This window comes from Actinomycetospora sp. CA-053990, from assembly GCF_050948445.1.
In the GTDB taxonomy this organism is placed as follows: Bacteria; Actinomycetota; Actinomycetes; order Mycobacteriales; family Pseudonocardiaceae; genus Actinomycetospora; species Actinomycetospora callitridis.
In genome coordinates this window covers 181,081-205,665 of the sequence record NZ_CP192043.1, presented here as the reverse complement: position 1 = coordinate 205,665, position 24,585 = coordinate 181,081, and the positions used below count along the sequence as shown (strand labels likewise).

The 24,585-nt window shown below is 75.4% G+C and carries 27 protein-coding genes; 10 read left to right on the top strand and 17 right to left on the bottom strand.

Annotated features, from left to right (window positions below; all coding sequences use genetic code 11):
* Window positions 1-223: 223 nt before the first annotated feature.
* The 3 genes from ACQPYN_RS01025 to ACQPYN_RS01015 all read left to right on the top strand — a co-directional run bounded on the left by ACQPYN_RS01025 (window position 224) and on the right by ACQPYN_RS01015 (window position 3,355).
* Window positions 224-514, top strand: coding sequence for a PASTA domain-containing protein (locus tag ACQPYN_RS01025; RefSeq protein WP_274196925.1), 291 nt, complete (start codon window positions 224-226; stop codon window positions 512-514).
* A gap of 203 nt (window positions 515-717) precedes the next feature.
* Window positions 718-1,686, top strand: coding sequence for a TIGR03557 family F420-dependent LLM class oxidoreductase (locus ACQPYN_RS01020; RefSeq protein ID WP_433032228.1), 969 nt, complete (start codon window positions 718-720; stop codon window positions 1,684-1,686).
* A 52-nt stretch (window positions 1,687-1,738) separates the two neighbouring features.
* Entirely contained in the window at window positions 1,739-3,355 is a 1,617-nt protein-coding gene (locus tag ACQPYN_RS01015; protein WP_433032225.1) for a peptide chain release factor 3, read from the top strand.
* Between the two features lie 19 nt (window positions 3,356-3,374).
* Here the strand turns inward: ACQPYN_RS01015 and ACQPYN_RS01010 are convergent, their stop codons facing one another.
* A complete protein-coding gene (locus ACQPYN_RS01010; RefSeq protein ID WP_274196922.1) occupies window positions 3,375-3,752 on the bottom strand; it encodes a hypothetical protein in 378 nt (125 codons plus the stop codon).
* Between the two features lie 137 nt (window positions 3,753-3,889).
* On the bottom strand, window positions 3,890-4,345 hold the full coding sequence (locus tag ACQPYN_RS01005; RefSeq protein WP_433032222.1) for a hypothetical protein: 456 nt from the start codon (window positions 4,343-4,345) through the stop codon (window positions 3,890-3,892).
* A 410-nt stretch (window positions 4,346-4,755) separates the two neighbouring features.
* On the opposite strand from ACQPYN_RS01005, the gene ACQPYN_RS01000 reads away from it, so the two are divergent.
* The 3 genes from ACQPYN_RS01000 to ACQPYN_RS00990 are packed head-to-tail and all read left to right on the top strand — an operon-like array spanning window position 4,756 to window position 7,594.
* On the top strand, window positions 4,756-5,862 hold the full coding sequence (locus tag ACQPYN_RS01000) for a protein kinase domain-containing protein (RefSeq protein WP_433032219.1): 1,107 nt from the start codon (window positions 4,756-4,758) through the stop codon (window positions 5,860-5,862).
* Window positions 5,862-7,124, top strand: coding sequence for a PP2C family protein-serine/threonine phosphatase (locus ACQPYN_RS00995; protein WP_433038654.1), 1,263 nt, complete (start codon window positions 5,862-5,864; stop codon window positions 7,122-7,124). Before ACQPYN_RS01000 ends, ACQPYN_RS00995 begins: the two co-directional genes overlap by 1 nt.
* Window positions 7,121-7,594, top strand: coding sequence for an FHA domain-containing protein (locus ACQPYN_RS00990; RefSeq protein WP_433032216.1), 474 nt, complete (start codon window positions 7,121-7,123; stop codon window positions 7,592-7,594). The genes ACQPYN_RS00995 and ACQPYN_RS00990 overlap by 4 nt, the downstream gene beginning before the upstream one ends.
* A 46-nt stretch (window positions 7,595-7,640) precedes the next feature.
* Here ACQPYN_RS00990 and ACQPYN_RS00985 read toward each other — a convergent pair whose 3' ends face one another.
* From ACQPYN_RS00985 to ACQPYN_RS00970, 4 genes are all read right to left on the bottom strand, one after another.
* On the bottom strand, window positions 7,641-8,126 hold the full coding sequence (locus ACQPYN_RS00985) for a GtrA family protein (protein WP_433032213.1): 486 nt from the start codon (window positions 8,124-8,126) through the stop codon (window positions 7,641-7,643).
* Between the two features lie 22 nt (window positions 8,127-8,148).
* Entirely contained in the window at window positions 8,149-9,234 is a 1,086-nt protein-coding gene (locus ACQPYN_RS00980) for a decaprenyl-phosphate phosphoribosyltransferase (protein WP_433032210.1), read from the bottom strand.
* A complete protein-coding gene (locus tag ACQPYN_RS00975; protein ID WP_433032207.1) occupies window positions 9,231-9,803 on the bottom strand; it encodes a phosphatase PAP2 family protein in 573 nt (190 codons plus the stop codon). The genes ACQPYN_RS00980 and ACQPYN_RS00975 overlap by 4 nt, the downstream gene beginning before the upstream one ends.
* Before the next feature lie 127 nt (window positions 9,804-9,930).
* The gene (locus ACQPYN_RS00970; protein ID WP_433032204.1) at window positions 9,931-10,743 is read right to left on the bottom strand and encodes an HAD family hydrolase; all 813 of its coding nucleotides are present in this window, start codon (window positions 10,741-10,743) and stop codon (window positions 9,931-9,933) included.
* 85 nt (window positions 10,744-10,828) lie between these two features.
* Here ACQPYN_RS00970 and ACQPYN_RS00965 point away from each other — a divergent pair, with 85 nt between their 5' ends.
* Window positions 10,829-11,428, top strand: a complete 600-nt coding sequence (locus tag ACQPYN_RS00965) for an endonuclease (RefSeq protein ID WP_433032201.1) — start codon at window positions 10,829-10,831, stop codon at window positions 11,426-11,428.
* Here the strand turns inward: ACQPYN_RS00965 and ACQPYN_RS00960 are convergent.
* The 4 genes from ACQPYN_RS00960 to ACQPYN_RS00945 all read right to left on the bottom strand — a co-directional run bounded on the left by ACQPYN_RS00960 (window position 11,425) and on the right by ACQPYN_RS00945 (window position 17,238).
* Window positions 11,425-14,541: an arabinosyltransferase domain-containing protein gene (locus ACQPYN_RS00960; RefSeq protein WP_433032198.1), complete on the bottom strand. Its 3,117-nt coding sequence runs from the start codon at window positions 14,539-14,541 to the stop codon at window positions 11,425-11,427. The genes ACQPYN_RS00965 and ACQPYN_RS00960 overlap by 4 nt on opposite strands.
* Before the next feature lie 121 nt (window positions 14,542-14,662).
* On the bottom strand, window positions 14,663-15,100 hold the full coding sequence (locus ACQPYN_RS00955) for a DUF350 domain-containing protein (protein ID WP_433032195.1): 438 nt from the start codon (window positions 15,098-15,100) through the stop codon (window positions 14,663-14,665).
* Window positions 15,101-15,150: 50 nt separating this feature from the next.
* Window positions 15,151-16,311 carry a glutathionylspermidine synthase family protein gene (locus tag ACQPYN_RS00950; RefSeq protein WP_433032192.1) on the bottom strand — a complete coding sequence of 387 codons (1,161 nt, stop codon included), beginning with the start codon at window positions 16,309-16,311 and terminating at the stop codon, window positions 15,151-15,153.
* A gap of 27 nt (window positions 16,312-16,338) precedes the next feature.
* A complete protein-coding gene (locus tag ACQPYN_RS00945) occupies window positions 16,339-17,238 on the bottom strand; it encodes a hypothetical protein (protein ID WP_433032189.1) in 900 nt (299 codons plus the stop codon).
* 161 nt (window positions 17,239-17,399) lie between these two features.
* On the opposite strand from ACQPYN_RS00945, the gene ACQPYN_RS00940 reads away from it, so the two are divergent.
* Together ACQPYN_RS00940 and ACQPYN_RS00935 are read left to right on the top strand one after the other, a co-directional pair.
* On the top strand, window positions 17,400-18,638 hold the full coding sequence (locus tag ACQPYN_RS00940) for a septum formation family protein (RefSeq protein WP_433032186.1): 1,239 nt from the start codon (window positions 17,400-17,402) through the stop codon (window positions 18,636-18,638).
* An 11-nt stretch (window positions 18,639-18,649) separates the two neighbouring features.
* Complete coding sequence (locus tag ACQPYN_RS00935) at window positions 18,650-18,994, top strand: metallopeptidase family protein (protein ID WP_433032183.1); 345 nt, start codon at window positions 18,650-18,652, stop codon at window positions 18,992-18,994.
* A 45-nt stretch (window positions 18,995-19,039) separates the two neighbouring features.
* On the opposite strand, the gene ACQPYN_RS00930 is transcribed toward ACQPYN_RS00935, so the two are convergent.
* The 3 genes from ACQPYN_RS00930 to ACQPYN_RS00920 are packed head-to-tail and all read right to left on the bottom strand — an operon-like array spanning window position 19,040 to window position 21,612.
* A complete protein-coding gene (locus ACQPYN_RS00930) occupies window positions 19,040-19,696 on the bottom strand; it encodes a histidine phosphatase family protein (protein ID WP_433032180.1) in 657 nt (218 codons plus the stop codon).
* A complete protein-coding gene (gene pheA / locus ACQPYN_RS00925; protein ID WP_433038652.1) occupies window positions 19,693-20,667 on the bottom strand; it encodes a prephenate dehydratase in 975 nt (324 codons plus the stop codon). The genes ACQPYN_RS00930 and pheA overlap by 4 nt, the downstream gene beginning before the upstream one ends.
* 42 nt (window positions 20,668-20,709) lie before the next feature.
* On the bottom strand, window positions 20,710-21,612 hold the full coding sequence (locus tag ACQPYN_RS00920) for a hypothetical protein (protein ID WP_433032177.1): 903 nt from the start codon (window positions 21,610-21,612) through the stop codon (window positions 20,710-20,712).
* 130 nt (window positions 21,613-21,742) lie between these two features.
* Here ACQPYN_RS00920 and ACQPYN_RS00915 point away from each other — a divergent pair, with 130 nt between their 5' ends.
* The gene (locus ACQPYN_RS00915) at window positions 21,743-22,561 is read left to right on the top strand and encodes a DUF2470 domain-containing protein (protein WP_433032174.1); all 819 of its coding nucleotides are present in this window, start codon (window positions 21,743-21,745) and stop codon (window positions 22,559-22,561) included.
* Here the strand turns inward: ACQPYN_RS00915 and ACQPYN_RS00910 are convergent.
* The 4 genes from ACQPYN_RS00910 to ACQPYN_RS00895 form a co-directional block, all read right to left on the bottom strand.
* Window positions 22,533-22,871: a DUF3817 domain-containing protein gene (locus tag ACQPYN_RS00910; protein WP_274196904.1), complete on the bottom strand. Its 339-nt coding sequence runs from the start codon at window positions 22,869-22,871 to the stop codon at window positions 22,533-22,535. The genes ACQPYN_RS00915 and ACQPYN_RS00910 overlap by 29 nt on opposite strands.
* Window positions 22,868-22,990, bottom strand: a complete 123-nt coding sequence (locus ACQPYN_RS00905) for a hypothetical protein (protein WP_433032171.1) — start codon at window positions 22,988-22,990, stop codon at window positions 22,868-22,870. Before ACQPYN_RS00905 ends, ACQPYN_RS00910 begins: the two co-directional genes overlap by 4 nt.
* A 324-nt stretch (window positions 22,991-23,314) precedes the next feature.
* The gene (locus ACQPYN_RS00900; RefSeq protein WP_433038650.1) at window positions 23,315-24,154 is read right to left on the bottom strand and encodes an FAD-dependent monooxygenase; all 840 of its coding nucleotides are present in this window, start codon (window positions 24,152-24,154) and stop codon (window positions 23,315-23,317) included.
* Window positions 24,151-24,540 (bottom strand): hypothetical protein, encoded by a 390-nt coding sequence (locus tag ACQPYN_RS00895; protein WP_433039174.1) that lies wholly within the window; start codon window positions 24,538-24,540, stop codon window positions 24,151-24,153. The genes ACQPYN_RS00900 and ACQPYN_RS00895 overlap by 4 nt, the downstream gene beginning before the upstream one ends.
* Window positions 24,541-24,585 lie beyond the last annotated feature (45 nt).

Sequence of the window (24,585 nt, the reverse complement as noted above, 5' to 3'; positions counted from 1 at the left end):
GGCACCGACGACGAGGAGACCCCGCACGACCGCGCGGCACGACCGCTCCGCTTCGTGCTGCTGCGTCATGTGTTCTCCTGCTCGGGGTCGGTCCGGCTGGGCCGAGCGGCCCATCATGCCCGTCCGCTCGTCGCAGCCACGCAGGGCTCCGTTCCCGGCCGGCGCCCTCCGACCCGGACCCACCGTGCTGGCCCGCCCACCCTGCGCTGGCTACCTTCCCAGCATGAGGACACCCGAGCTCGTGCTCGTGCCCGCGCTCGTGGGGCTCCCGGCCGCGCAGGCACACGAGGTGGCCATGGCCGCCCGGGTCGTCGCGATCGATCCCGACCCGGACACCCCGCCCACGGTCGAGGGCACGGTGACGGCCCAGCAGCCCGAGGCCGGCACGCGGGTGCCGGCCGGCGAGGCCGTGACGATCTGGGTGGAGCCCGACTCGGGCGGCGGCGGAGGGGGCGGCGGCAACATGCCGCGGGTCCAGCCGGACAAGCCGCTGGACGGCGCCGGCGCGAACTAGGGCGCGCCCCGGAGAAGCGGTGAAGGCCCGCGGGATCGTCGGGTCGGGGGTCCGACGACCCCGCGGGGCCACCGGGTAGTTCGTCCGTGCCCGGTCGGGCGTTACGCCCACCGGACAGATCCGCGGAGATCGCCCTCCGGGTACGAGGACGCGCGACCGGGAACCACGGCCGGAGCCATCGCTGTCGTCCGGAGGTGTCCGTCGTGAGAATCGGCTACAAGCTCATCGCCGAGGCCTACTCGCCGACCGAGATGGTGCGCCAGTGCGTGCGCGCCGAGGAGGCAGGCTTCGACTTCGTCGAGATCTCCGACCACTACCACCCGTGGGTCTCCGAGCAGCAGCACTCGGGCTTCGCGTGGTCGATGCTCGCCGCGATGGCGGCGAAGACCGAGCGCATCGAGCTGGCGACGGGCGTGACCTGCCCGTTCATCCGCTACCACCCGGCGATCATCGCCCAGGCCGCGGCGACGACCCAGCTGCTCGCGGACGGCCGCTTCACCCTCGGCGTCGGGTCGGGTGAGCGGCTCAACGAGCACGTCGTCGGGCAGGGCTGGCCCGCCGTGCACGTGCGGCACCAGATGTTCCGGGAGTCGCTGGAGATCATCCGCCTGCTCTGGCAGGGGGGCTACCAGACCTACGAGGGCAAGCACCTGACGCTCGAGGACGCGCGGGTGTTCGACCTGCCCGACACGCTGCCCCCGATCGTCGTCGCCACCGGCGGCGCCCGCGCCTCTACGCTCGCCGCCGAGCTCGGCGACGGGATCTTCACCACCGAGCCGCGCACCGATCTCATCGAGGCGTTCACCGCCGCCGGCGGGACGGGCCCGCGCTACACCGAGGTGCCGATCGCGTACGCGCCCACCGAGCAGGAGGGGGCCGAGTCGGCGCGGCGGCTGTTCCGCTTCGGGGTCACCGGCTGGAAGGTGCAGTCCGAGCTGCCGAATCCCGTGAACTTCGACGCGGCGACCGCCTACGTCACCACCGAGGACATGCGCCGGGCGTTCGGGTGCGGGCCCGAGGTCGCCACGCACCTCGCCGCCGCGCAGCCGTTCGTGGACGCCGGGTACGACCACCTCGCGCTCATCAACGCCGGCACCGACGTCGACGGGTTCTTCGACCACTTCGCGACCGAGCTCGCCGAGCCGCTGCGGGCGCTGCGTCCCTCGTCCTGAGCGCGGTCGTACCCTCGACGGTGGGCCGTGACGGCCCCGGAGGAGGAGTGCGATGACCGCGGTGACCGCCGCAGCCGGTGTCGAGGGTGCCGAGGACCCCGGGACGCAGGCGCAGCGACGCCGCACGTTCGCGGTGATCAGCCACCCGGACGCCGGAAAGTCCACTCTCACCGAGGCGCTGGCCCTGCACGCCGAGGTGATCTCGGCGGCCGGGGCGGTGCACGGCAAGGGCGGCCGGCGCGGCGTCACGTCCGACTGGATGGACATGGAGCGCGAGCGCGGCATCTCGGTGACCTCGGCGGTGCTCCAGTTCGCCTACCGCGACCAGGTGATCAACCTCCTGGACACCCCGGGCCACGGCGACTTCTCCGAGGACACCTACCGCGTGCTCGCCGCCGTCGACGCCGCGGTGATGCTCCTCGACGCCGCCAAGGGCCTCGAGCCGCAGACCCTCAAGCTCTTCGACGTCTGCCGCGACCGCGGCGTGCCCGTGCTGACGTTCGTCAACAAGTGGGACCGCCCGGGCCGCGAGCCGCTCGAGCTGCTCGACGAGGTGGAGCAGACGATCGGTCTGCGCCCCATGCCGATCACGTGGCCGGTCGGGATCGCCGGGGACCTGCACGGGCTGGTCGAGCGCGCCGACGGCACGATGCACCGCTTCACCCGCGCCGCGCACGGCGCGTCGAAGGCGACCGTCGAGGTCCTCGACGCCGAGCGCGCCGCGGCCGAGGAGGGCGCGGACTGGGAGCGCGCCACCGAGGAGCTCGAGCTGCTCGACGAGATCGGCGCCGAGTTCGACGCCGAGGCGTTCCACTCCGGCAGCGCGACGCCGGTCATGTTCGGATCCGCGCTGTCGAACATCGGCGTCGCCCGCCTGCTCGACGCGCTGGTGGAGCTGGCCCCGCCGCCCGGCGCGCGCCCCGACCAGAAGGGCGAGCTCCGGCCCGTCGACGCGCCGTTCTCGGGCCTCGTGTTCAAGGTGCAGGCGTCGATGGACAAGTCGCACCGCGACCGGGTGGCGTTCGTGCGCATCTGCTCGGGTCGCTTCGAGCGCGGCATGGTGCTCACCCACGACGCCACGGGGCGCCCGTTCGCCACCAAGTACGCGCAGGCGATGTTCGGCCGCGACCGCTCGACCATCGAGGAGGCGTTCCCGGGCGACATCGTGGGGCTGGTCAACGCCACCGCGCTGCGCCCGGGCGACACGCTCTGGGCCGAGGACCCGGTCACGTTCCCGACGATCCCGAGCTTCGCCCCCGAGCACTTCAGCGTCTGCCGGGTGGCGGACATGTCGAAGACCAAGCAGTTCCGCAAGGGCATCGAGCAGCTCGACTCCGAGGGCGTCATCCAGGTGCTGTCCTCGGACCTGCGCGGCGACCAGGCCCCGGTGCTGGCCGCGGTCGGCCCGCTGCAGTTCGAGGTGGTCTCGGCGCGGCTGGCCGACGAGTTCGGCGCGCCGGTGAAGCTCGACCGTCTCGACTACCAGATCGCCCGGCGCACGGACGCCGCCGGCGTCGAGACCCTCAAGGGCGCCGTCGGCATCGAGGTGCTGACGCGCCGGATCGACGGGGAGCTCCTCGCGCTCTTCCCGCACAAGTGGCGCCTGCAGGCCGTGGCGCAGAACAACCCGGACCTGCTGCTCGCGCCGCTGGTGGCCGACACGCTCTGAGCCACACGCTCTGGAAGCGTCAGGCGGGCAGCCGACGCGGGGGCAGCGCCTCGTTGATCGTCTTGCTGGTGGTCTCGGGGTCCGGGACCTCGACGACGATCCGGTGGTACGGATCGCCGCGCAGGTAGATCGCGAGGAGCTCGTCGGCCCGGCGCACCATCCACAGCTGCCGGCGCTCGCCGACGCCGTACGACCCCGCCCGCAGCACGCGCGGCACGCTCACGCCGGGCAGGTGCACGCGCGGGCTCGCCGACACCGCGTCACGGCGCTTCATCGGACGCGCGAGCAGCACGCGGCTCAGCGGCAGGTAGACCCCGCGACAGCACGCCCAGACGCGGTCCGAGCCGGTGAAGCGCACGACGACGCCGTCCGCGGTGATGCGGAGCTGGACCGCCATGTGTCACCTGCCTCGTGCGCGGGCGTGCCGGGCGCCGCGGGTGCGGCGCAGCGTCGGGAACCGGACCGGGTGATCATCGTGGGGCCCGCGCGCCCGGACGGCGACACGTCCGGGTGCGGAGCACCTCGAGGACCGGCTCAGCTCATCCGGTCGTGCTTGGCCGCGGCTTCCTCGTAGGCGCGCTCGTTGGCGCGCTGCGCGTCGGCGTAGCCCTTCTGCACGGCCTGGGTGCCGTCGGTGTGCGCGTCGCGCACGGCCTGCTCGGCGTCGCGAGCGGCCTGGGCGAGCGCGCGCTCGGCCTCCGCGGCGGCATCGGCCACGGACGACGCGGACTCGCCGGCGGAGGAGCCGGTCGAGGAACCGGGGGACGACGGCGACGACGGGGACGACGGCGTCGGGCCCGTCACGGCGTCGTCGTCCGCACCGAACGTCGGGGCACCCGGCGTGGCGGCGGGGGATCCGAGGCCTCCACCGGGCACACTGGCGCCGGCCTCCGGGTGGTGGTCGACGTCGGGACGCCGGTGCTGGGCGGACCGGTCCCCGGCCCGCTCGTCGGACCCGACGGGACGGTCGGTGTCGTCGGTTGCGCTCACGGCACGACCTCCGGAATGTGGCACGGACGATCGCGCACCGGCCTCCGCGGAGGCGCGGCACCCAACCCCCCGATCGGCTTCGGTGCGGCGACAGCATGGCAGGCGGCGGCCCGTCCGGCCCGGGCACCCTCCTCCGGCGCGACCCCGCGAAACCGCGACTGACAAGCGTCAGAGCCGAGCGGACGCCGGGAAACACCCGGATGGGTGAGCCGCCTCGGACCTGCGGCGACGGGCGGAGGGGGAGACGCCCACGGGGGACCGATCGTCCGGAGCGTGATGATCCACGCCGGACGGCGGAGCGCAGCGTGCGGCGGGGCGGTGACACCATGGCGAGGGGGCGGAGTCACCTTCGTCACCACCCACGCGCCACCGACGCGCCACCCGCACGCCATCCGGACGCAGGAGACGAGATGGACCGACCCGACCCGGGGACCACCGGTCCCCCGGTCCCGGAGCAGGCGCGGTTCTGCGCGCGCTGCGACGGACCGGTGGGCCGGGGACGTGCCGGGCGCCCGGGCCCCGAGCGCGGCGTGTGCCCGTGGTGCGGCGCGCGGTTCGACGTCCGCCCCGACCTCGCGGTCGGCACCGACCTCGCCGGCGCGGTCGACCGCTACCGGGTGCGGGCACCGCTGGCCCGCGGCGCGCGGGGCTGGTCGTTCACCGGCACGCGGATCCGGGACGGCGCCCTCGTCGTGCTCGGGCGCCTCGAGGGCCCCGACGGTCCGGCCGCGGGCGCGCTGGCGGTGAGCGAGACCGCGGTGCTGCTCGGGCTCGACATCCCCGGCCTGGTGCGCGCGCGGGACGAGGTGCGGGCCGAAGGGCGCAACGGCCCGGTACGCCTGCTCGTGCTCGACCACGTGGACGGCGAGCCCCTCTCCGCGCACCGCCCGTGCCCGCCCGCCGAGGCGCTCGACGCCGTCCTGGGCGCGGTGCCCGCGGTGGCGGCGCTGCACGCGCACGGACTGCTGCACGCCGACCTCAACCCGTCGAACCTGCTCACGGGGCCGGACGGGATCACCGTGCTCGACCTCGGCAGCGTGCGGCGCGTCGAGGACCACCGGAGCGACGTCTGGACGACCACCGGGTTCGTCGCCCCCGAGATCCACCCCGGCGGGTCCGGTCCGTCGGTGGCCTCCGAGGTCTTCGCGCTGGGCCGCACGCTCGCCGTGCTGCTCGCCGACTTCGATCATCAGCGACGGCATGCGCACCGTCTGCCCGACCCGGCCGGCGTGCCGGTCCTGCGCGACGACCCCGACCTCGTGGCCCTGCTGACCCGCGCCACCCACCCCGATCCCGCCCACCGCCACCGCAGCGTGGAGGCGTTCGCCGCCGAGGCGCAACGGGTCCGGGCGCGCTACGGCACCGCCGGCCGGGTCGATCCGGCCACCCGTCCGGGCGAGGACAGGGTGGGGGCCGGCGTGACCGCCGGGACCGGCCGGGAAGATGGCCCGACCCCCCACGGCGTGCAGCGCGACACCCGTGACCCCCGTGACGTCCGAGGAGCAGCGATCCCGTGATGGAGAAGGCCGGGCGCGCCCCGATGCCCGGGGGGCGCGCCGCCCGGTCCCGGGACGCGGAGTCCGGGGGCCCGCTCGTGGAGCGCACCGATCTGCGTTCCGAGCTCGCGGCGGTCGCGCCGCCGCGCTGCCCGCGGTGCGGGGACGAGTCGCCGCCCGCGGCGGACGGCGCCTGCCCGACCTGCGGATCGCCGCGCCCGGTGGTGCGCGACCACGTCGAGCTGGTCCTGGGCGACGCCGCCGCCGTCACGGACCGCGGCCTGCGGCGTCGTCGCAACGAGGACGCGGTCGAGCTCGGCCGGCGCGTCGAGGGCGGCGTCGAGACGTGGGTCGCGGTGGTCTGCGACGGCGTCGCCTCCGCCCGTCGCGGCGACGAGGCGAGCCTCGCGGCCGTCGGTGCCGCCGTCGGTGCGGCCCTGGAGACCGCCGCGGCCCCCGCGACGCCGCCGTCCGGGTTCCCGGCCGTCTCCTCCGGGAACGCCGTCTCGTCCGGGGACACCGGGCCGATCGCGACCGTGTCGGAGGACCCGGGCGAGGCCGCCGAGGCCGCCGAGGACGCCGCCGGCCGCGCGGGCACCGGCCTGAGCGGGGAGCTCGACGCGCTGGCGACCGCGGCGTCGGCGGCGGCGGCCACCGCGGCGGCCGACCTCGGGCGCGGGGGCGGCGACAGCCCGGCCTGCACGTACGTCGCGGCGGTCGTGCGCGGTGGCGACGCCGTCGTGTCGTGGATCGGGGACAGCCGGGCCTACTGGCTGGCCGGCGACGGGTCGTCGCGCCTGCTGAGCACCGACGACTCGTGGGCCGAGGAGATCGCCAACGCGGGGCTGATGTCCCGCGAGGACGCCGCGCGGGACCGGCGCGCCCACGTCCTCACCCGCTGGCTGGGGCGCGACGCCCCGAGCGGGCCCGCGCACGCCCGCCGGGTGCGACTCGGCGTCCCGGGCGTCCTGATGCTCTGCAGCGACGGGCTGTGGAACCACCTGCCCGACCCGGACGTGCTGGCCCGCCTCGCGGCGCTCGCGCTGGGCGGCGCGACACCCGACGCCGGCGACGACGGCGAGCAGCACCCCGCCCTCGCGGCCGCGCTCGCCCTGCTCTCGGCCGCGCTCGACGACGGCGGCCACGACAACACCACGCTCGCGATCGTGCCGATCGTTCCCCCCGCCGACTCGGGACGCCCCGCGGTCGCCGTCGACGGCCGCGGCCCCGACGAGCGCACCGGGCCCATCCCGCTCGACGGGGAGGGCGTGGTCGACCGGTGAGCGACGAGGCACCGGGGGGCGGCTCCTGGGTGGTGACGATCTGGGCGGATCGCGACTACCACGACCTCGTGCGCGCCCGGGAGACCGCGGAGACGACCGCGCCCCTCGCCGACGACTTCCCGTCCGGGCTCGAACCGCGGGAGGTCGTGCTGCGCGCCGACGAGGTCCGCGTCGGGCGCGCGGGCGACCCCGCAGGCGGCCACGCCGGCAGCCACCCGGGCAGCCAGCCCGGTGACCTCCCCGAGATCGACCTCAGCGGCCCGCCGCGCGACCCGGGCGTCTCGCACCTGCACGCGGTGCTGCTCGCCCTGCCCCGCGACCGGTGGGTGGTGATCGACGCCGGGTCGACCAACGGGACGACGCTGAACTACGCGGAGGAGGCCCTGACGCCGGACACCCCGGTGGCGCTGCAGTCGGGCGACCGCATCCACGTCGGGGCCTGGACGACGCTGACCGTCGAGCGCCGCTGAGCCAGCGCCGGTCTGTTCAGCGCCGGTCTGTTCAGCGCCGGTCCGTTCAGCGCCGCTCCACCAGGGGGATCGGGCGCGTCACGGCGTCGCCGAGGGACGGCGCGGACGGCCGGGTGACCGCCGCGAACGGGCGCGGCTCCAGCACCGCCCTGGTGATGACGAAGCGTGCGGCCAGGAAGCTCACCGGCAGCGCCAGGGCCGCCGCGGCCAGCGGGGCGAGGCGTTCGTCGACGCCGAGGTGCACGAGCCCGACCACGCCGACGGTGGTGGCGAGGATGTTGACCACCTGGGACGCCGGGTAGAGCAGGAACCGCGTCCACGTCGGGCGCACGCGGAACGTGAAGCGGCAGTTGAGGAAGAACGAGACCACCATGGCCGTGCCCAGCCCGACGGTGTGCGCGACGAGGTAGCCCGCGCGCGGGTGGGCGAGGAGGTAGGTGCCGTAGTACGTGGCCGCGTTGGCCAGTCCGACCAGCCCGTAGCGCACGAGCCCGCCGAGGAGCTCGCGCGTCGAGCGGGCCGTGGTGCTCATCCCGCGAGGGCTCCGGCGCCCCTCACGCCATGCCCGGCGCGAAGTAGACGGCGAGACCGATCAGCGCGACCCAGACGAGGCCGAGCACCTGCAGCACGCGGTCGCCCAGGACGATCTCCTCGGGCTCGCCGCCGTTGCCGCCGTCCACGTCGACGGCGTAGCGCAGGATCGCGACGACGAACGGCACGATCGAGACGATCGCCCAGGTCGAGGGCGAGGTCGGCATCCGGCCGGGCGTCGCGGTGACGCCGATGCCGAACGCCCACAGGCCGTAGGCCATGATCACGACAGTGGCCGAGAGCGACCACACGAAGCGCAGGTAGGACGCGGAGTAGCGCTCCAGCGACTTGCGGATCTTCGCGCCGGTGCGCTCGGCGAGACGCATCTCGGCGTAGCGCTTGCCCGAGGCCATGAACAGCGACCCGAACGCCATGGTGAGCAGGAACCAGGGCGACAGGGGCAGGCCCGCGGCCGCGCCACCCGCGATGGCGCGCATGAGGAAGCCGGACGAGACGATGCAGATGTCGATGACCGGCTCGTGCTTGAGCCACAGGCAGTAGGCCAGCTGCACGACGATGTAGATGGCCGTGACCAGCAGCAGGTCGGGATCGGCGAGCAGGCTGACGCCCAGCGCGCCCGCGAACAGCACGATCCCCGTGACCACCGCGAGCGCCGGCGGGACGATGCCCGCCGCGATCGGGCGGTACTTCTTCTTGGGGTGCGCGCGGTCGGCCTCGACGTCCTTGGTGTCGTTGATCAGGTAGACACCGGAGGCCGCGAGCGAGAACGCGACGAACGCCAGCGCGACGTCCGGCAGGACGGTGAGGTCGAACAAGCGCCCGGCGGCGAACGGCGCGGCCAGCACCAGGATGTTCTTGACCCACTGCCGCGGGCGCATCGCCTTGAGCAGGCCCAGCGGCACGGCCACCGGACGGGGGCGGCGGGTCGGGGCCGGAGTGGTCCCGTTGCTCGACCCGGTGCTCGACTCGGCAGTCGTCTCGGTGCTCGTCTCGGTGCTCGTCTCGGTGCTCGTCCCGGCGGGGTCGGCGACCACCTCGGTGGTCTCCTCCTGCTCGCGGGCGGCGCTCGACGGCGTCACGGGGGTCATGCGGTCCTCCAGCGGCCGACCGAGCCCCGGCGCACGGCGCGGCGCGCGCCGGCCGCGCACACCGCCCCCAGCACCGAGCCCGCCAGCACGTCGGTCGGGTAGTGGACGCCCAGGACGAGGCGCGAGAGCGCCATGCCGGGCACGACGAGCGCCGCGGCGCCCGCTCCCCCGCCGCCGACGAGCCCCGCGTAGAGCAGGGCGGCCGCGGTGGTGGACGAGGCGTGCGACGAGGGGAAGCTCAGCCGGCTCGGGGTGCCGACGTGGACGGCCAGCCGGGGATCGTGGGGACGGCGCCGGCGCACGACGCGCTTGACGGCGATCGAGGCACCGTGCGCGGCGACCACACCGACGACCGCGGTGCCCCACTGGCGGCGACGCGGCGCGTCCAGCGCGGCGCCGAGCGCACCGAGGGCGATCCACCCGGCGGCGTGCTCCCCGAAGAACGAGAGCGCCCGGGCGGCACCCACGACCGGCGGGGTGCCGAGGCGGTGCTGCACGGTCTCGAGGACCGCGACCTCGCCCCGGGCGGGCCCGATGATCACATCGGGCCCCTCGGCACGATCGAGCACGTGGTGGTCCCTCCTGCTCGCGAGGCGGCGTTCGCCTGACACCCGAGCGGATGTTACGCGGGTCTTGACATCGCCCCTGCAGTGGTCCATCGCGCCACGCCGGGCAGCGGTTCGATGCGGGTTCCGCTCAGAACCACCTCTCGAGGACAGACGCGACGCCGTCCTCGAGGTTGCTCGCGGTGACCTCGTCCGCGACGCAGAGCACATCCGGGTGCGCGTTGGCCACCGCGACGCCGTGTCCCGCCCACGCCAGCATGGCCAGGTCGTTGGGCATGTCGCCGAACGCGACGACGTCCGCGGCACCCACCCCGTGGTGCGCCGCGGCACGTGCGAGCCCGGTGGCCTTGGTGACCCCGCGCACGGCGCACTCGAGCAGCCCGCCGCCCGCGGAGTACGTGACGTCGACGAGGTGCCCGACGGCGCGGCGCGCCTGCGTCGCCATGGTCGCGCTGTCGAGCGTCGGGTGGCGGGCGAGCACCTTGATGACGGGCTCGGCCAGCAGCTCGTCCGGCGCCACCTGCCGGTGGTCGGGCAGCGCGTAGGCGTGCACGTACGCGGGGTCCGAGACGAACTGCTGGTCACGGCGGTCGAAGGCGCCGTCGCCGACCCGCTCCACCGCGATGCCGCACCCCGGGATCGCGGCGCGCAGGCCCTCGGTGACCTCGGCGAGCGCGTCCACGTCGAGGGTCTCCGTCGCGAGCACCCGGTCGGTCGCCGCGTCGTAGAGCACCGCGCCGTTGGCGGCCACGGTCAGGGGGCGCACGCCCAGCGCGTCGCACACCCGCGGCACCCAGCGCGGCGGGCGGCCCGTGGCCAGCACCAGCGGCACCCCGCCCGCGACCATCCGGGCGACGACATCGCGCGTGCGGTCCGAGAGCTCCCCGCCCTCGCCGAGCAACGTCCCGTCGACGTCGCTGGCGACCAGGCGCGGGCTCTGCACGCTCCCGAGACTATGGCCTGCGGCCACGTGAGCGATTCGGGTCGCCCTGGCGACCCGGATCGCTCACGTGCGGGTATCCGCCTCGATGACGACGATCGAGACACTCCTCGACCAGGGCGGCCGGACCTTCGCCGACGAGGCCGGCATCACGCTGGAGGACAAGCCGGCGCCGCTCTACCGCCTGCTCGTGCTCAGCGTCCTGCTCTCGCGCCGCATGCAGGCGCAGCTGGGCATCCGCGCCTGCCGCGAGCTCGTCGAGTCCGGCCTGGGCACGCCCGAGCGGATGCGGGACGCGACCTGGCAGGAGCGGATCGACGCCCTCGCCCGCGCGAGGTACCGCAGCACCGAGCAGACCTCGACGGCGCTGGGCGAGGGCGCGCAGCTCGTGCTCGACGAGTGGGGCGGCGACCTGCGCCGGATGCGCGAGGCCGCCGCCGGGGACGCCGCGACGCTCGCCGGGCACCTCACCGCCGTCCCCCGTCTCGGTCCCGTGGGCGCCGACATCTTCACGCGCGAGGTCCAGGCCGTGTGGCCCGAGTTCCGGCCCCACCTCGACGCCAAGGCCCTCGACGCCGCGGAGGAGCTGGGGCTCTCCCGCGACCCGCGGGAGCTCGCCGAGCAGGTGCCCGGCGACGACCTCGCCCGCTTCGCCGCCGCCCTCGTCCGGGAGACCGTGGCGAGCTAGCCGACGGCGCCCTGGGGCTCGACGCCGACGTACTCCTCACGGGCGAGGGTCGGGCCGCGCTCCCAGCCGGACTTCGTGCGCTCGGCCGTGGTGACGCCGTACCGGCCGGTGGGCAGGTCGCGGACGACGAGGTCGACGCGGCCCCACGGCTTGGCGGCCTGCGCGCCGGGCGGGACGGCCGTGGCGAGGCGGACGTAGGTGGCCCCGACGGTGTCGAAGCGCCACACGCCGCCGCGGAAGCGGCTGTCCTGCAGCCCGTAGTACGCCGAGGTCAGGTCCTCGTCGGCGTGGATGCGCACCTCCGACGGCGGGGCGACGCCGTCGTGCACCGCCACCTGGTTCACGCACGGCCACATCACCGCGGACATCTGGTCGACGAGCACGGGCCGGTCGCCCAGCACCGGCGCGATCGGCGACGGGCGCGCGAGGAAGGGCTGGGCGACGGCGAGGCGGTCCGACCCGCGCTGCCCCGTCGAGTCGACGACGACCCGCACGAACGTCGGATCGCCGGGCGCGTCCACGAGCGATGCCGGGCGCTGCTGCCAGGTGCGCTCGTCGGCGTTCGGGAGGTAGTCGATCCCCGTCCGTCCCAGGACCCGGGGGTTCGCCGCCGGGCCGTCGCCGAACTCGACCGACACCCGCTCGTCGGGGGGACCGTCCTCGAGCATCGGGACCACGACGTCGGTGGCGTCCGAGCCGGCCGGCACCGGGTACCAGCCGGTGACGACGGTGCCGCGACCGCTGGAGTCGTCGGTGACGTCGTGCCACACCCGTCCGAGGCCGGGCACCGGATCCGGGACGGGCGCGACGGTGTCGTCGACGAAGTTGCCGGTGGTCGTCGCCGGGTTCACGGGGGCGCCGAGCGGCACCGGCGTGGGCCGCAGGACCGTGACGTTGTCCTCGAGCCCGCAGCCCTGGCGCACGACGTCCTTGGCGTTGCCCAGCGCCACGGTCCAGCCCGGGTACTGGCGCAGCGGCGCGAGCACCATGATCCCGATCAGCCCGACGACCACGCTCGCGCACGCGACGGCGAGCAGGGCCCGGTCCGGCTCCGGGCGCGGCAGCCGGCGCTCGGGCCAGCGCCGCAGCGACCAGTGCGCCCACGCGGCGGCCAGCAGGGCGACCGCGACCCAGACGAGCGGGTTGCGCAGGAACACCGGCCCGAAGTGCGGGGCGAGGAGGTTCTGGCTCAGCGGTGTCGGATACGGGTCGGCGTGCGCGCCGAAGAACTGGCCGCGGTCGGTGTAGGGCCGCCACAGGTTCCACCCGGCGTAGCTCACCGACGTCGCGATCACCAGGACGGCGACGCCCCCGGTGGTGGCCAGCGCGCGGTCGTGGCGCGGCATCGGGCCGCGCAGCAGCGCCAGCGCGATGAGCACGGTGCCCGAGGCGGCGATGGCCGGGAAGTGCAGGACCCACTTGGTCGGGCTGGCCGCGACGAGGGCGAAGGCGACGGCGGTGGTCGCCGCGGCGTGCAGGAGCACGCGGCGCAGGGCGTCGTCGTCGGGCCCGCGCCGCCCGCTGCCCGCCGCGACCAGGAGCGTCAGCCCGAGGGTGATCAGGATCGGCATGCGGGCCGCCCACGGCGTGCGCCCGGGGCCCAGCAGGGTCTGGTAGTGGACGAGCTCGTCGTACCAGGGGACGGTGTCGTAGTAGTACGCGTGCACCGCCGACGCCTCGATCACGTCGCCGAGCGAGGCGTCGGCGAAGGCCACGGGGATCGCGACCGACGACGCCGCGGCCAGCACGGCGAGCATCGTGAGCTGCTGGCGGCGGGGCGTCGCGACGATCTTCGGCCAGGCCCGCGGGAGCTCCACGAGCAGGGGCGCGATCGCGACGACGCCGGTCGGGGAGCACGCGATGGCCATCGCCGCGGCCATCATCGCGCCGGCGTAGAGGATCGGGGCTTCGCGGTCGCGGGCGAGCTCCACGAGCAGCAGCACGATGACCGAGAGCAGCACGATCAGCGCCTCGGGCCGCAGGGTCAGCCCGAACGGCAGCCACCACAGCAGGTGCGCGAGGAGCAGTGCCCAGGGCACGTAGGCGTAGCGGACCTCGGTGCGGCGCCCGAGCAGCACGAAGAACGTCCGCAGCAGCGCCCAGGTCGCGAGGCCGAACAGCAGCGGCAGGCAGCGCTGCCAGACCAGGCCCCAGCCACCGATCGCACCCCAGACCTGCATCGCGTACTGCGAGGCGACGAAGGGGTTCTCGGTGACGTTGAACATGTAGACGGCGTTGCCGATGTAGCCCGCCTCGCCGGCGTCCCGCGCCATCAGCGGGTACCAGCTGTCGTCGAAGTTCATCGGCGCCACGAGCACCCAGCCCGCCGAGATGGCGAGCAGGAAGCCGTCGGCCCACGAGAGGTGCCGTCGCAGGCGTCCCGGCCAGGACCGCGGACCGAGCCAGCCGCGCGCGCGCCGCCACTGACCCTGGCGGTGCACGAGGACCAGCAGCACCGCGAGGGCCGCGAGGTGCGCGATCAGCAGCACGATCTTCAGCGGGCCGGGGGTCGAGGCGTAGCGGTCGTCGGTGCGCACCGTCGCGGACAGGCCCGCGGCGGCCGGCGTCCCGTCGGTGCTCGTCGTGAGCTGGGACATCAGGGGCGGCAGGACGTCCGCGCAGTCCCCGCACGCCAGCGGCAGGGGCACGCCGTCCTGCGTCACCCGCAGGCCCGCCTCGTCGGCGGTGACGACGAGCCGGCAGTCGCCCGCGGGCACCGGGCCGGCCGCGACCGTCGTGCCGGAGACCGTGAGGGCGGCCTGCGTCCCGGTCGAGGCGAGCAGGAGGCCGCCGCCGCCGGCGTCGGCGGGCAGCGTGCTCAGGACGTCGCCGCCCGCCCGCAGCGCGGCGCACGGCACGGTCGCGGAGAAACCCAGCGGCCGGGGCGGGTTGAGCGCCAGCTGCGTCGAGACCGGGCCGCCCGCCGCGGCCGCCGGGTCGGGCCACGTCACGGTCGTGTCCTGCACGGTCACCGGGGCCAGGGGCACCGCGATGCCCAGGACCAGGGTCAGCAGCGCCCAGACGAGCACGGTGGTCCCGCTCGGGCGCCGCACCGGGTCGGGCCCGTCGCCCTGCGGCGAGGTCGCGCTCCCGGCGCGCACGAGCGTCGTCACCGCCCGCCCTCGGGGCGCACGGTCGACAGCGGGACGAACCGGGGAGTAGGCACCAGGGGAAAGGGTAGGTCGTTCCGCGCCGGTGACGGGGTCGGGGTGGGGCGCGTGTCCCGCGGCGGCGCTAGATGATGGCGACGGCGACGACGAGCCCCAGCGCCAGGTGCATCGCCGCGATCACGGCCGAGTCCGGGGTGAAGCGGTCGTCGTGCAGGCAGCCGTCGACGTCGAGACGCGCCACGGCCTCGAGCCCGCGCACCGCCAGCACCTGGGCGACGATCCCGACGAGGCCGTAGATCGCCGTGTTGAGCATCCCCTCGACGAAGCCGCCGCCGGAGATGTAGATGGCCACGACGACGATCAGCGCCATCGAGACCATGCCCGCCGCCGAGACGACGACGGCGTTGGGCCGGCCCTCGCGGACCAGCCCGCGCAGGTCGCCGGGCGTCGTGAGGTCGATGGCGAAGTAGCCCACGTACATCAGCACCGCCCCGATCACGGCGTAGACCGCGATCAGGCCGATGTTGACGCCCACGGTGGGCCAGAAATCGGGAGCGAGCACCTGTCGTGGCCTCCATCCGGACGAACGGGGCGCCAGATTAGGGCACGCCGTCAGTCCGGGATGCGGTGCGGCACGAACGCCGCGCCGTTGTCCGTCACGAGCCCCGTCGTCTCCCGGATGCCCAGGCCCGCGGAGGTGTCGCCGACGATCCAGGCGCCGAGGGCGGGGCGGTAGCCGTCGAACTCGGGCAGCGGGTCGAAGAGCTGGTAGACGTAGCCCTCCTCGCCGTAGACGCCGCCGGTCTCGGTCTCGTAGCCCGGGGCGACGATCGCGATGTTCGCGCCCTCGCGGCCGAGCAGCGGCTTGCGGACGTACTCGGTGAGCAGGCCCGGGTCACCCAGCGAGGCCGGGAGCAGGTTCGGGTGCCCGGGGTACATCTCCCACAGCACCGCGAGCAGCGCCTTGTTCGACAGCAGCGTCTTCCACAGCGGCTCGATCCACGTCGTCTCGGGCAGGCTGCGGGTGACGTGCTTGCCGAAGTCGTCGCCGAGGATCCACTCCCACGGGTAGAGCTTGTCCACCGTCGCGATCGGCGCCTCCTCGAGGTCGACGAAGCGGTCGAGCGCGGAGTCCCACCCGAGCTGCTCGATCGCGAGGCCGATGGTGTCGAGGCCGGCCTCGGCCGCGCACTCCTGCAGGTAGGCGACCGTGACGTGGTCCTCGCCCGTGGGGTCGGCCTGCGACCAGCAGAAGTGCGCCTCGTTGCGGGGCAGCTTCGCGGCGATCTCGCCCCAGCGCTCGACCAGCTTCTCGTGCAGCGAGTTCCACTGGTCGTCGTCGGGGTGGACGTCCTTGAGCCAGTACCACTGGCAGATCGAGGCCTCGAGCAGCGTCGTCGGGGTGTCGGCGTTGTACTCCATCAGCTTCGCCGGCCCCGAGCCGTCGTAGCGCAGGTCGAAGCGCCCGTAGAGGTGCGGGTCGCCGCGTCGCCAGGACGCCGCGACCTGCTCCCAGCACCACTCGGGCAGCGCGAAGTCGCGGAACCGCTCGGTGGTGACGACGTGGTCGACGGCCTCGAGACACATCGAGTGCAGGAGCTCGACGTCGGCCTCGAGCGAGAGGACCTCGGCCATGTCGAAGACGTAGTGCACCGACTCGTCCCAGTAGGGCCGGGCTCCGTTCAGCCCCGCCGCAGGGGTGCCGAACACCAGCCCCTGCTCCTCGATCTTCGACTGCCAGTCGGGACGGGGCCTACCGGTGGCGCGCTGCACGAGCCTGATCCTGCCGTACCGCCACCACTAGCTGCCGCTGGAGCTGCTGCCCCCGCTGCTGCTCGAGCTGCCCGACGAGCCGCTCGTGCCGCTGGAGCTGCCGCCGACGCCCAGGCCGCCACGGCTGACCGTGCCGCTGCTCGAGGTCGACCCCAGCGAGCTGCCCGAGGTGCCGCTGCGCACGCTGGTGCCGGCCGCCGGCGGCGCCGTCGTCCCGCCCTGCGCGACCGACCCCACGGGGGACCGGCTGCCGTAGTTGTAGTGGTACTGGTTGCCGAAGCCGCCGACGAAGATCGGGACGAAGACGCCGCTGCTGTTGTAGTAGCCGCCCTGCTGGCTCCCGCCGCAGTTGTCGTCGGGCACGACCACGCCCTGCGGGTCGACGCACTGGGCCTCGACCTCGTCGGGCTGGCTGGCCGCGTAGACGATCGCGACGAGCGCGACCACGCCCACCGCGACACCGCCCCCGACCAGCACCCGCTTGCGGACCTTCTTCTTGCGCGCCTCGGCGGCCTCCGCGGCGTCGCGCTGCGCGCGCTCGCGCCGCTGCGCCTCCCGGCGCGCGCGCTGCTCGGCGACCGTGGGCTCGCGGGGCTTGGTGGTCTCGGGGTCCTGGTAGCGCACGCGGCCGCGGGACCGGCCCTGGACCTCCTGCCCCGAGTCGGCGCCCACCGCCGCCATCGCCCCGCTGCCCGACGCCGTCGTGGCCGCGGGCACGCCCGAGGGCGGGGTCGCGGCGTCGTCGCCCGCGTCCTGGTGGCTCGTGTCGCCCGTGCCGTTCGCGTCGGTCGCGTCGTCCGCCCCGCGGTGGCGTCCCGCCGCGACCGCCGACGTGTCGACCTTGTCCGTCGGCCGCGCCGCCGAGGTGTCGAACTTCTCGGTCCGTCCGTCCGACGGGCGAGTGTCGTCGCCCTCTCGCTCCGTCATGTCCCGCCCTTCCGCACTCCCGGTCGGACTCCCCGGCCGGCTCCCGCCGCGCGGGGCGCCGCCGCTCCGGGGCCGCCCGGCGCGCGCCGGTCACCGTCGATCCTGCCGGATCCGGGGGTCGCCCGCCCTGCCCGGCCCGCGAGCGGCATGATGTCAGGGCGATGCTGCTCCGGGAACGCCAGTCCGGGCCGTCCGGTGAGGACCGCCCCGATTCCGGCGACGACGCCGCCCCCCGCCGCCTGATCGATCGCGTCCTCGGACCCGACGACGGCTCCGATCCCCGACGTCGCGCTGCGCGCCGCGGTGTCATCGGCGTCCTGGCCGGGGCCCTGATCATGCTGATCGCCGCGGCCGCGCTCGCCGCCACCGGGCAGGCGCCCGGGGTGCTCGGGGTCGCCGACCAGCAGCCGAGCGCGTCCGGCGGCGCGAGCGGTGAGGACGCCGACGAGCGGCCCGCGCTGACCACGGAGCCCGGCCGCTGCCTGACCTGGGGCCGTGACGACGCCGGCGACGTCCGCGAGGTCGAGTGCGCGCAGCCGCACCTTTTCGAGAGCGTCGGCGCCGTCACCGCCACCCAGCCGCCGGGGGCGCCGTTCCCCGCCGACCCCGCCTGGCAGCAGCTCGTCACCGACCAGTGCACCCCGCAGGCCACCCGGTACCTGCAGGGCCGCCTCGACCCCGCGGGCCGCTACAAGACGGGCGCCCTCAAGCCGACCCAGGCCGCCTGGGACGGCGGCGACCGCACGGTGCGCTGCGGGCTGCAGGCCCCGGGCCGCACGGGCGCGCTCTTCCCGTCCACCGGCCGGATCGCCGACGCCGACCAGGCCGTGGTGTTCGACGCGGGCACCTGCCTCGGGCTCGCCGGCAAGGAGGTCTCCGACCCCGTCGCCTGCGGCGAGACGCACGCCGCCGAGGTGGCCGGGATCGTCGACCTCGGCACCCAGTTCCGCGACGCGTTCCCGTCGGTGGACGACCAGGACAACTATCTGCAGCCGACCTGCCAGCGGATCGCCGAGCAGTACGTCGGCTCCGCGCAGAAGCTCACCGACTCGAAGCTCACGGTGTACTGGACCAACCTCGCGCAGGAGTCCTGGACCGCGGGCACCCGGCGCGTGACCTGCAACCTCGGCTCGCTGCTGACCGACAACTCGGGCTTCGCGCCGCTCACCGGCAAGGCCGCGGACGGCGTCACGATCGGCGGAGAGGCCCCGGCGACGGTGCCGAGCCTGCGTCCCGGCGCGCCGGCGTCGGTGCCGGGCTCCGCGACGCCGGCCCCCGAGGGCGGCGGCACCGCGACCGGCGGCGCAGCCGGCGGGGCGGGGCAGGAGACCGGCGGGCAGCAGCAGCAGCCCGGCCTGCCGGTGCCGTCCCTGCCCGTCCCGGGCCTCGGCGGCGGCTGACGCCCGCGCCGGTGGAGGTCGGCCCCGAACGGTTCGAGGAGCTCGTCGCCGACGCCCTCGACGAGCTCCCGGCACCGTTGACCCGGGCGATGGACAACGTCGTCGTGCTCGTCGACGACCGGCATCCCGAGGAGCCCGACCTGCTCGGGGTCTACGAGGGCGTCGCGCTCACCGAGCGCTACAGCGACTACGGCGGCGTCCTGCCCGACCGGATCACGCTCTACCGCCTCGCCCTCGGCGACGTCTGCGACGACGAGGACGAGCTGCGCGAGGAGGTCGCGGTGACCGTGGTGCACGAGATCGCGCACCACTTCGGCATCGACGAGGCGACCCTGCACCGCCTGGGGTGGGGGTAGGGCCGTGAGCGAAGTTCACGGCTATAGCCGGGAACTTCGCTCACGTCAGCCGGTGACGTCGTCGCTCGAGGGCAGGCCGCCGGGGACCGCGGCGCTCCAGGCGACGAGCTCCCAGCCGCTGCCGCGGGGCCGCAGGACGACGCGGCCGCAGTTGGCCACGTGCTCCTCCTCCGCGCGCGGCGTGCCGACGTGCTCGACGAGCTCCTGGGCCACCAGGCGCAGCGCCGCCCCGTGGCTGATCAGCACGAGCGTGCCGCCGTCGGGATGGCGGTCACGCAGGCCGGCGACGGCGGGGAGGTAGCGGTCGAGCAGGTCGCGCCCGCTCTCGCCGCCGGGGTGCGCGACGTCGAGGTCGCCGGACTGCCAGCAGTCGTAGACCCGGCGGAACTCGGTGATGGCGGGCTCGTCGTTGCGGCCCTCGAGCTCCCCGACGAACACCTCGTGCACCCCGGCGACCTCCACCGGCGTGAGACCGACGTAGCCCGCGACGATCTCGGCCGTCTCGCGGGCCCGCTGCGCCGGCGAGTGGTACAGCGCTGTCACGGTGCCCTCGGCGCCGTCGCCGAGCTCCCCGCCCAGGGCGTGGGCCTGGGCGCGCCCGAGCTCGGTCAGCGGCGGCCCGGGCAGGACGGTGTCGAGGATCCGGTCGATGTTGGCCTGGGTCTGGCCGTGGCGCGCCAGGACGAGTCGCAGATCGCTCACGCGCCCGTCCCGTCCCGCAGCGCCGCCACCCACGCCGCCGCCTCGGTGTGGTCCTTGAGGGTCTGCCCGGGCTCCTGCTCGCCCGGCCCGGCCACCGCGTCCCCGCGGGGCCCGTCCAGCCGGGCGCGCGGGTAGGAGCCGAGGAACCGCACGTCGGTGCACCGGCGCCGCAGCGCCGCCAGCGCCTCGCCCATCGCGGGGTCGGCGACGTGCCCGCTGCCGTCGAGGAAGAACCAGTAGTCGCCGCGGCGGTCCTGCAGCGGCCGCGACTCGATGCGGGTGAGGTCGACCCCGCGCATCGCGATCTCGGTGAGGACGGCGAGCAGCGCGCCGGGACGGTTCACGGTGGTCGCCGCGATCGAGGTGCGGTCGTCCCCGGTGGGGGCAGGCAGGCCGGGCGGCCCGGGCGGGCGGACCAGCACGAACCGCGTCACGGCGTCGCCGCTGTCGTGCACCCCGGTCGCGAGGGCCTCGAGCCCGTGGTGGGCCGCGGCCACGGGCGCGCACACCGCGGCGTCGACCTCGCCCGCGGCCACCTGCGCCGCGGCGGCCGCGGTGGAGCCGGTGAGGCGGACCTCGGCACCGGGCAGGTGCTCGGCGATCCAGCGGCGGGTCTGGGCCTCGCCGTGCGGGTGCGACGCGACGCTGGTGACGTCGGCCGCCGTGGTACCCGGGCGCACCAGCACCGCGAACTCCACGCGCAGCAGGATCTCCCGCACGATCACCAGTGGCGGCTGCTCGACCAGCCCGTCCATCGTCGCGGGCACGCCACCCTCGACGGAGTTCTCGACGGGCACGCACGCCGCGTCCGCGTCACCGCGCCGCACCGCGTCGAGCACCGCGGTGGTGCTGGACAGGGGGTGCTCCGAGGGCTCGGCGTCGCCCAGGGCGGCGTCGAGGTCGGCGGGCGTCAGGGTGCGCAGCGCCTGCTCGCAGAACGTGCCGTGCGGGCCGAGGAACGCCACGCGCAGACCGGTCACGTCCACCGAGCGTACGCAGCCGCCCGGCGTGCGTCAGAGCAGGCCGAGGCGGGTGAGCTCGGGGCCCTGGTCGGCGACGGACGTCGAACCGAACGACGAGAACAGCGCGCGGACGCGCAGCGCGGCGTCCGGGCCGACCTCGGCGAGCTCGGCGGCCAGGGCGTCGCCGTCGGTGATCGCGAGCGCGTCGCCGATGCGTTGCTCGACGGGGGTGTCGAGGCCCGGGGTGAGGGCGCGCAGCGTGGCCACGAGCAGGTTCAGCCAGCCGTGGTGGGTGAAGCCCGTGACCAGGTCGGTGTGCCGCACCGCGGACTGCAGGCCGATGCTCGCCGTGAACGACCGTCCCGCGCCGACGGCCAGGGCCACGAAGCCGGACACGTCGGGGATGCCCGGGAAGGCCCCGGCGCGCCCGCCGCCGCAGCGCAGCTTGGGGCGGCAGCCGTGGTCGACGACGCGGCGCACACCGTCCAGCCAGTCCGACGAGCCGTCGGCGTCGGGACGGCGCGGCTCCACCACGGCCACGACGTCCTCGGGCACGAACTCGGTGACGCGCTCGAGCCACACCGTGTCGACGTCGTGGGGCGCGGGCATCTCGACCGTGCGGGGGTCGAGCAGGGCCGCCCGCGACGAGGTCAGCGAGAGCGCCTTGGGGACGCCGCCGAGTCCGGTGTCGACCGCGAGCGCGACGGGGACGGGCCCGGCGGGGCGGCGCTTCACCAGCTCCGCGACGAGCTCCGAGAGCCGGGACACCGGGACCACCAGCGAGCCGAGCAGCCCGCCGGCGTCGGCGGCGCGCGCCGCGAGGTGCTCGTCGACCACCGTCGCCATGGACGGGCGCGTGCCCTCGGCCACGAGCGCCGCATTGTCGACGATCGCGCGGAGCAGCGGAGGAACACCGTCGACCGGTGCCCCGCCGGCCTGGGGGACGGTGGACACGTCCGCACGGTAGCGGGCGGCCCGGGACGGCCCCGGCACCGGCCCGGGGATCCACTCGGGCACCTCGGTCTCGCGATCGACGCCGAAGTTTGGTTAGGCTTCCCTCAGTTCGCGACACCGAGGGAGCCCGATGGCCAGGAGCCGACCGCCCGCGCCGCCCGTCCCGACGCCCGCCGAGCGGGCGCGCACCCTGGCGGGGCGTGCCCGGCACGCGGCCGTCATCGGGGAGCCCGAGCAGTCCGACGGCGACCTGCGGGCCGTCCCGACGCTGCACCACGTGCCCGCGACCGGGGCCGCGACCCTGCAGTTCCCCGACGACCACGCCCTCGTGCTGGCCGCCCGCGAGCGGGGCGACGCCCTGCTGCCGGTGATGCTCGAGCTGAGCGACGTCGCCCCGGTGTCCGTGCGCCGCCCCGTCCGCGGCCTGCTCTGGGTGTCCGGCCGCCTGCGGGTGCTGCCGCTGCGCGTGGCCCGCCGGGCCGCGCTGCGGATCGCCGCCGAGCAGCCCGACGAGCGGCTCCTCGACGTCGGTCACGGGGAGACGCTGCTGCGCCTCGAGCCGACGATGGTCGTGCTCTCCGACGCGGAGGGCACCGAGGCGCTCGCCCCGACCGCGGTGGCCGCGGCGGCCCCGGACCCGGTCGCCGCCACCGGCGACGCCTGGCTCGCCCACCTCGCCGCCGCGCACACGAACACGCTCTCGGCGCTCGTGCCGCGGCTCCCGATCCACCTGCAGCGCCCCGGGAACCGCATCGCCCCGCTCGGCGTCGACCGCCACGGCCTGCGGCTGCGCATCGAGTCCGGGACCGACGACCACGACGTGCGCCTGCCGTTCGACGCGCCGCTGTCGTGCCCCGGCCAGCTCGGCGAGGCCGTCCGCGCCCTCATCGGGTGCCCCGGCGAGGCGCCGGGCGTGCGGCCTACGTCGCGTCGCGCAGCGGGCGCGTGATCTTCCGCTCGGCGACGAACGAGACGAACGGGATCGTGCCCGCCAGCGCCACGAGCACCGCGCGGCCGACCGGCCAGCGGTCGCGGTAGGCGAGGTCCGCGGTCAGCAGCAGGTAGCCCATGTACAGGAAGCCGTGGATCGGGCCGACGATCGCGACGACGGTGCCGTCGCCGGCCAGGTACTTCAAGGGCATCCCGACCAGGACGAGCACGAGCAGGCCCACACCGACCACCCAGGCCCCGACCCGGTAGCGCTTGAGCGCGGCGACGACGTCGGGGGTGGGCCGGGCGGGCGGCGCACTGGTGGTCACGACGGATCGGTCTCCTTCTCGGGGGTCCTGCCGCGGGCCGCGAGCTCGGCCAGCATCGCGTTGTACTGCGCGCGTCCGGGGCCCGGGTCGGCGCCGGCGTCGAGGCCGCCCTCGCGCACGCCGACCGGGCGGGGCCCGAACGGGAGTCCGCGGCGACGGCCCGTACGGGCCGGAGCGCGCGGTCGGCGGGCTCGTCCGCGGCGCGCACCTCGGCCAGCGCCTTCGCCTCGGCGCGCAGCATCCGCCACCACAGGGCGGCGAAGAACAGGCCGAACAACGGCCACTGGAACGCGTAGCCGGCGTTGAGCAGCGACCCGCCGGGCGACTCCGCGCGCACCACCTGCCACCACGCCATGAGGCCGCAGACCACGACCGCCGCGAGCGCGAACAGCGTCCACCCGATCCACCGGGGCGTGACGAGCAGGCGCAGCACGGTCCCGAGGTTACCGACGTGGGCGCGGGGGCGCGGTCAGGCCGCGGTCGGGCCGAGCGCGGTAGTCGGGGAGCTCGATCGCCTCCGACGGCGGACCCGAGAGCTTCTCGACCAGCCCGCCGAACACCGAGGAGAGCGCCCCGGCGGCGCCGAGCACCCTCCGTTGCACCGAGAGCCCCGCCGGGGAACGCGGGTTCATCGCACGCAGGGCGATCGGCTTGACGTCCTGGGCCTTGTCGACGAACGGGCGCATCAGCTCCTCGTAGCGGGCTAGGGCCACGCCCGTGTCCTGCCCGCCGGAGAGCTCGCCGGCCAGGATGTACGCGCCGACCAGCGCGAGGCTCGTCCCCAGGCCGAAGGGGCCGGTGGCCCAGGCGGCGTCGCCGAGCAGCACCGTGCGGCCGGCGCTCCAGCGCGGCAGCCGCACCTGGGCGACGGCGTCGAAGTACAGCGGCGCCCCGTCGAGGGCGTCCAGCACCCGGGGTGCCTGCCAGCCGACGTCGGCGTAGGTGCGGCGCAGGATCGCCACCTGGTCGTCCCGGTCGAGCGCCTCGAGGCCGCGGACGTCGGTGAGGAAGGCGAGCATCGCGCGGGTGGTGCCGAGGTTGTCGGGACGCAGGCTCGTGCTGCGCGACCCCGAGGCGCTGTGCCAGCGCCACCAGCGGTCGTCGTCGTCGGTGCGCGGGATGGTCAGGTGGGCGATCTGCAGGCCGAGCTCGGTGAGCTCGACGTCGGGCATCACCAGGGCGCGGGTGCGCGACCGCGTGCCCTCGGCCACCACGACCACGTCGGCGTCGAGCTCCTCGCCGCTCGCGAGACGCGCCGTGACGCGATCGCCGTGGTCGGTCAGCGCGCGGATCTGCTCGCCAAAGCGGAGTCGGTCCGCTCCCGGGTGCGGTCGTGGAGGAGGCGGGAGAGCTCGCCGCGCAGGATCTCCATCTCGGCCGTGCCGCCCGCGGTGTCGTTCTCGCCCGCCGGGAACGAGGCGACCGTCGCCCCGTCGTCGTCGACGAACCGCAGTCCCCGCTCGCCGGTCCCGGCCTCGCGGGCCGCGTCCTCGAGGTCCATCCGGCGCAGGACCTCCCGCCCGGCCCCCCGGACGTCGATGTTCTGCCCCTCGTCGCGCAGCCGGGGCGCGCGTTCGACGACGGTGGTGCGCCACCCCCGCGCGTCGAGCTCATGGGCGAGGGCGGGCCCGGCGATGCTGGCGCCGGAGATCAGTGCGTGGCGGCTCACGCAGCCCGGATATCCTGATCGCTAGATTGTCTAACTACTTTGGGG

Bases quoted from the DNA above. Each gene is read 5' to 3' on its own strand.
- ACQPYN_RS01025 (WP_274196925.1), top strand. From the start codon at position 224: ATGAGGACACCCGAGCTCGTGCTCGTGCCCGCGCTCGTGGGGCTCCCG.
- ACQPYN_RS01015 (WP_433032225.1), top strand. From the start codon at position 1,739: ATGACCGCGGTGACCGCCGCAGCCGGTGTCGAGGGTGCCGAGGACCCC.
- ACQPYN_RS01010 (WP_274196922.1), bottom strand. From the start codon at position 3,752: ATGGCGGTCCAGCTCCGCATCACCGCGGACGGCGTCGTCGTGCGCTTC.
- ACQPYN_RS01000 (WP_433032219.1), top strand. From the start codon at position 4,756: ATGGACCGACCCGACCCGGGGACCACCGGTCCCCCGGTCCCGGAGCAG.
- ACQPYN_RS00995 (WP_433038654.1), top strand. From the start codon at position 5,862: ATGGAGAAGGCCGGGCGCGCCCCGATGCCCGGGGGGCGCGCCGCCCGG.
- ACQPYN_RS00985 (WP_433032213.1), bottom strand. From the start codon at position 8,126: ATGAGCACCACGGCCCGCTCGACGCGCGAGCTCCTCGGCGGGCTCGTG.
- ACQPYN_RS00980 (WP_433032210.1), bottom strand. From the start codon at position 9,234: ATGACCCCCGTGACGCCGTCGAGCGCCGCCCGCGAGCAGGAGGAGACC.
- ACQPYN_RS00965 (WP_433032201.1), top strand. From the start codon at position 10,829: ATGACGACGATCGAGACACTCCTCGACCAGGGCGGCCGGACCTTCGCC.
- ACQPYN_RS00945 (WP_433032189.1), bottom strand. From the start codon at position 17,238: ATGACGGAGCGAGAGGGCGACGACACTCGCCCGTCGGACGGACGGACC.
- ACQPYN_RS00940 (WP_433032186.1), top strand. From the start codon at position 17,400: ATGCTGCTCCGGGAACGCCAGTCCGGGCCGTCCGGTGAGGACCGCCCC.
- ACQPYN_RS00915 (WP_433032174.1), top strand. From the start codon at position 21,743: ATGGCCAGGAGCCGACCGCCCGCGCCGCCCGTCCCGACGCCCGCCGAG.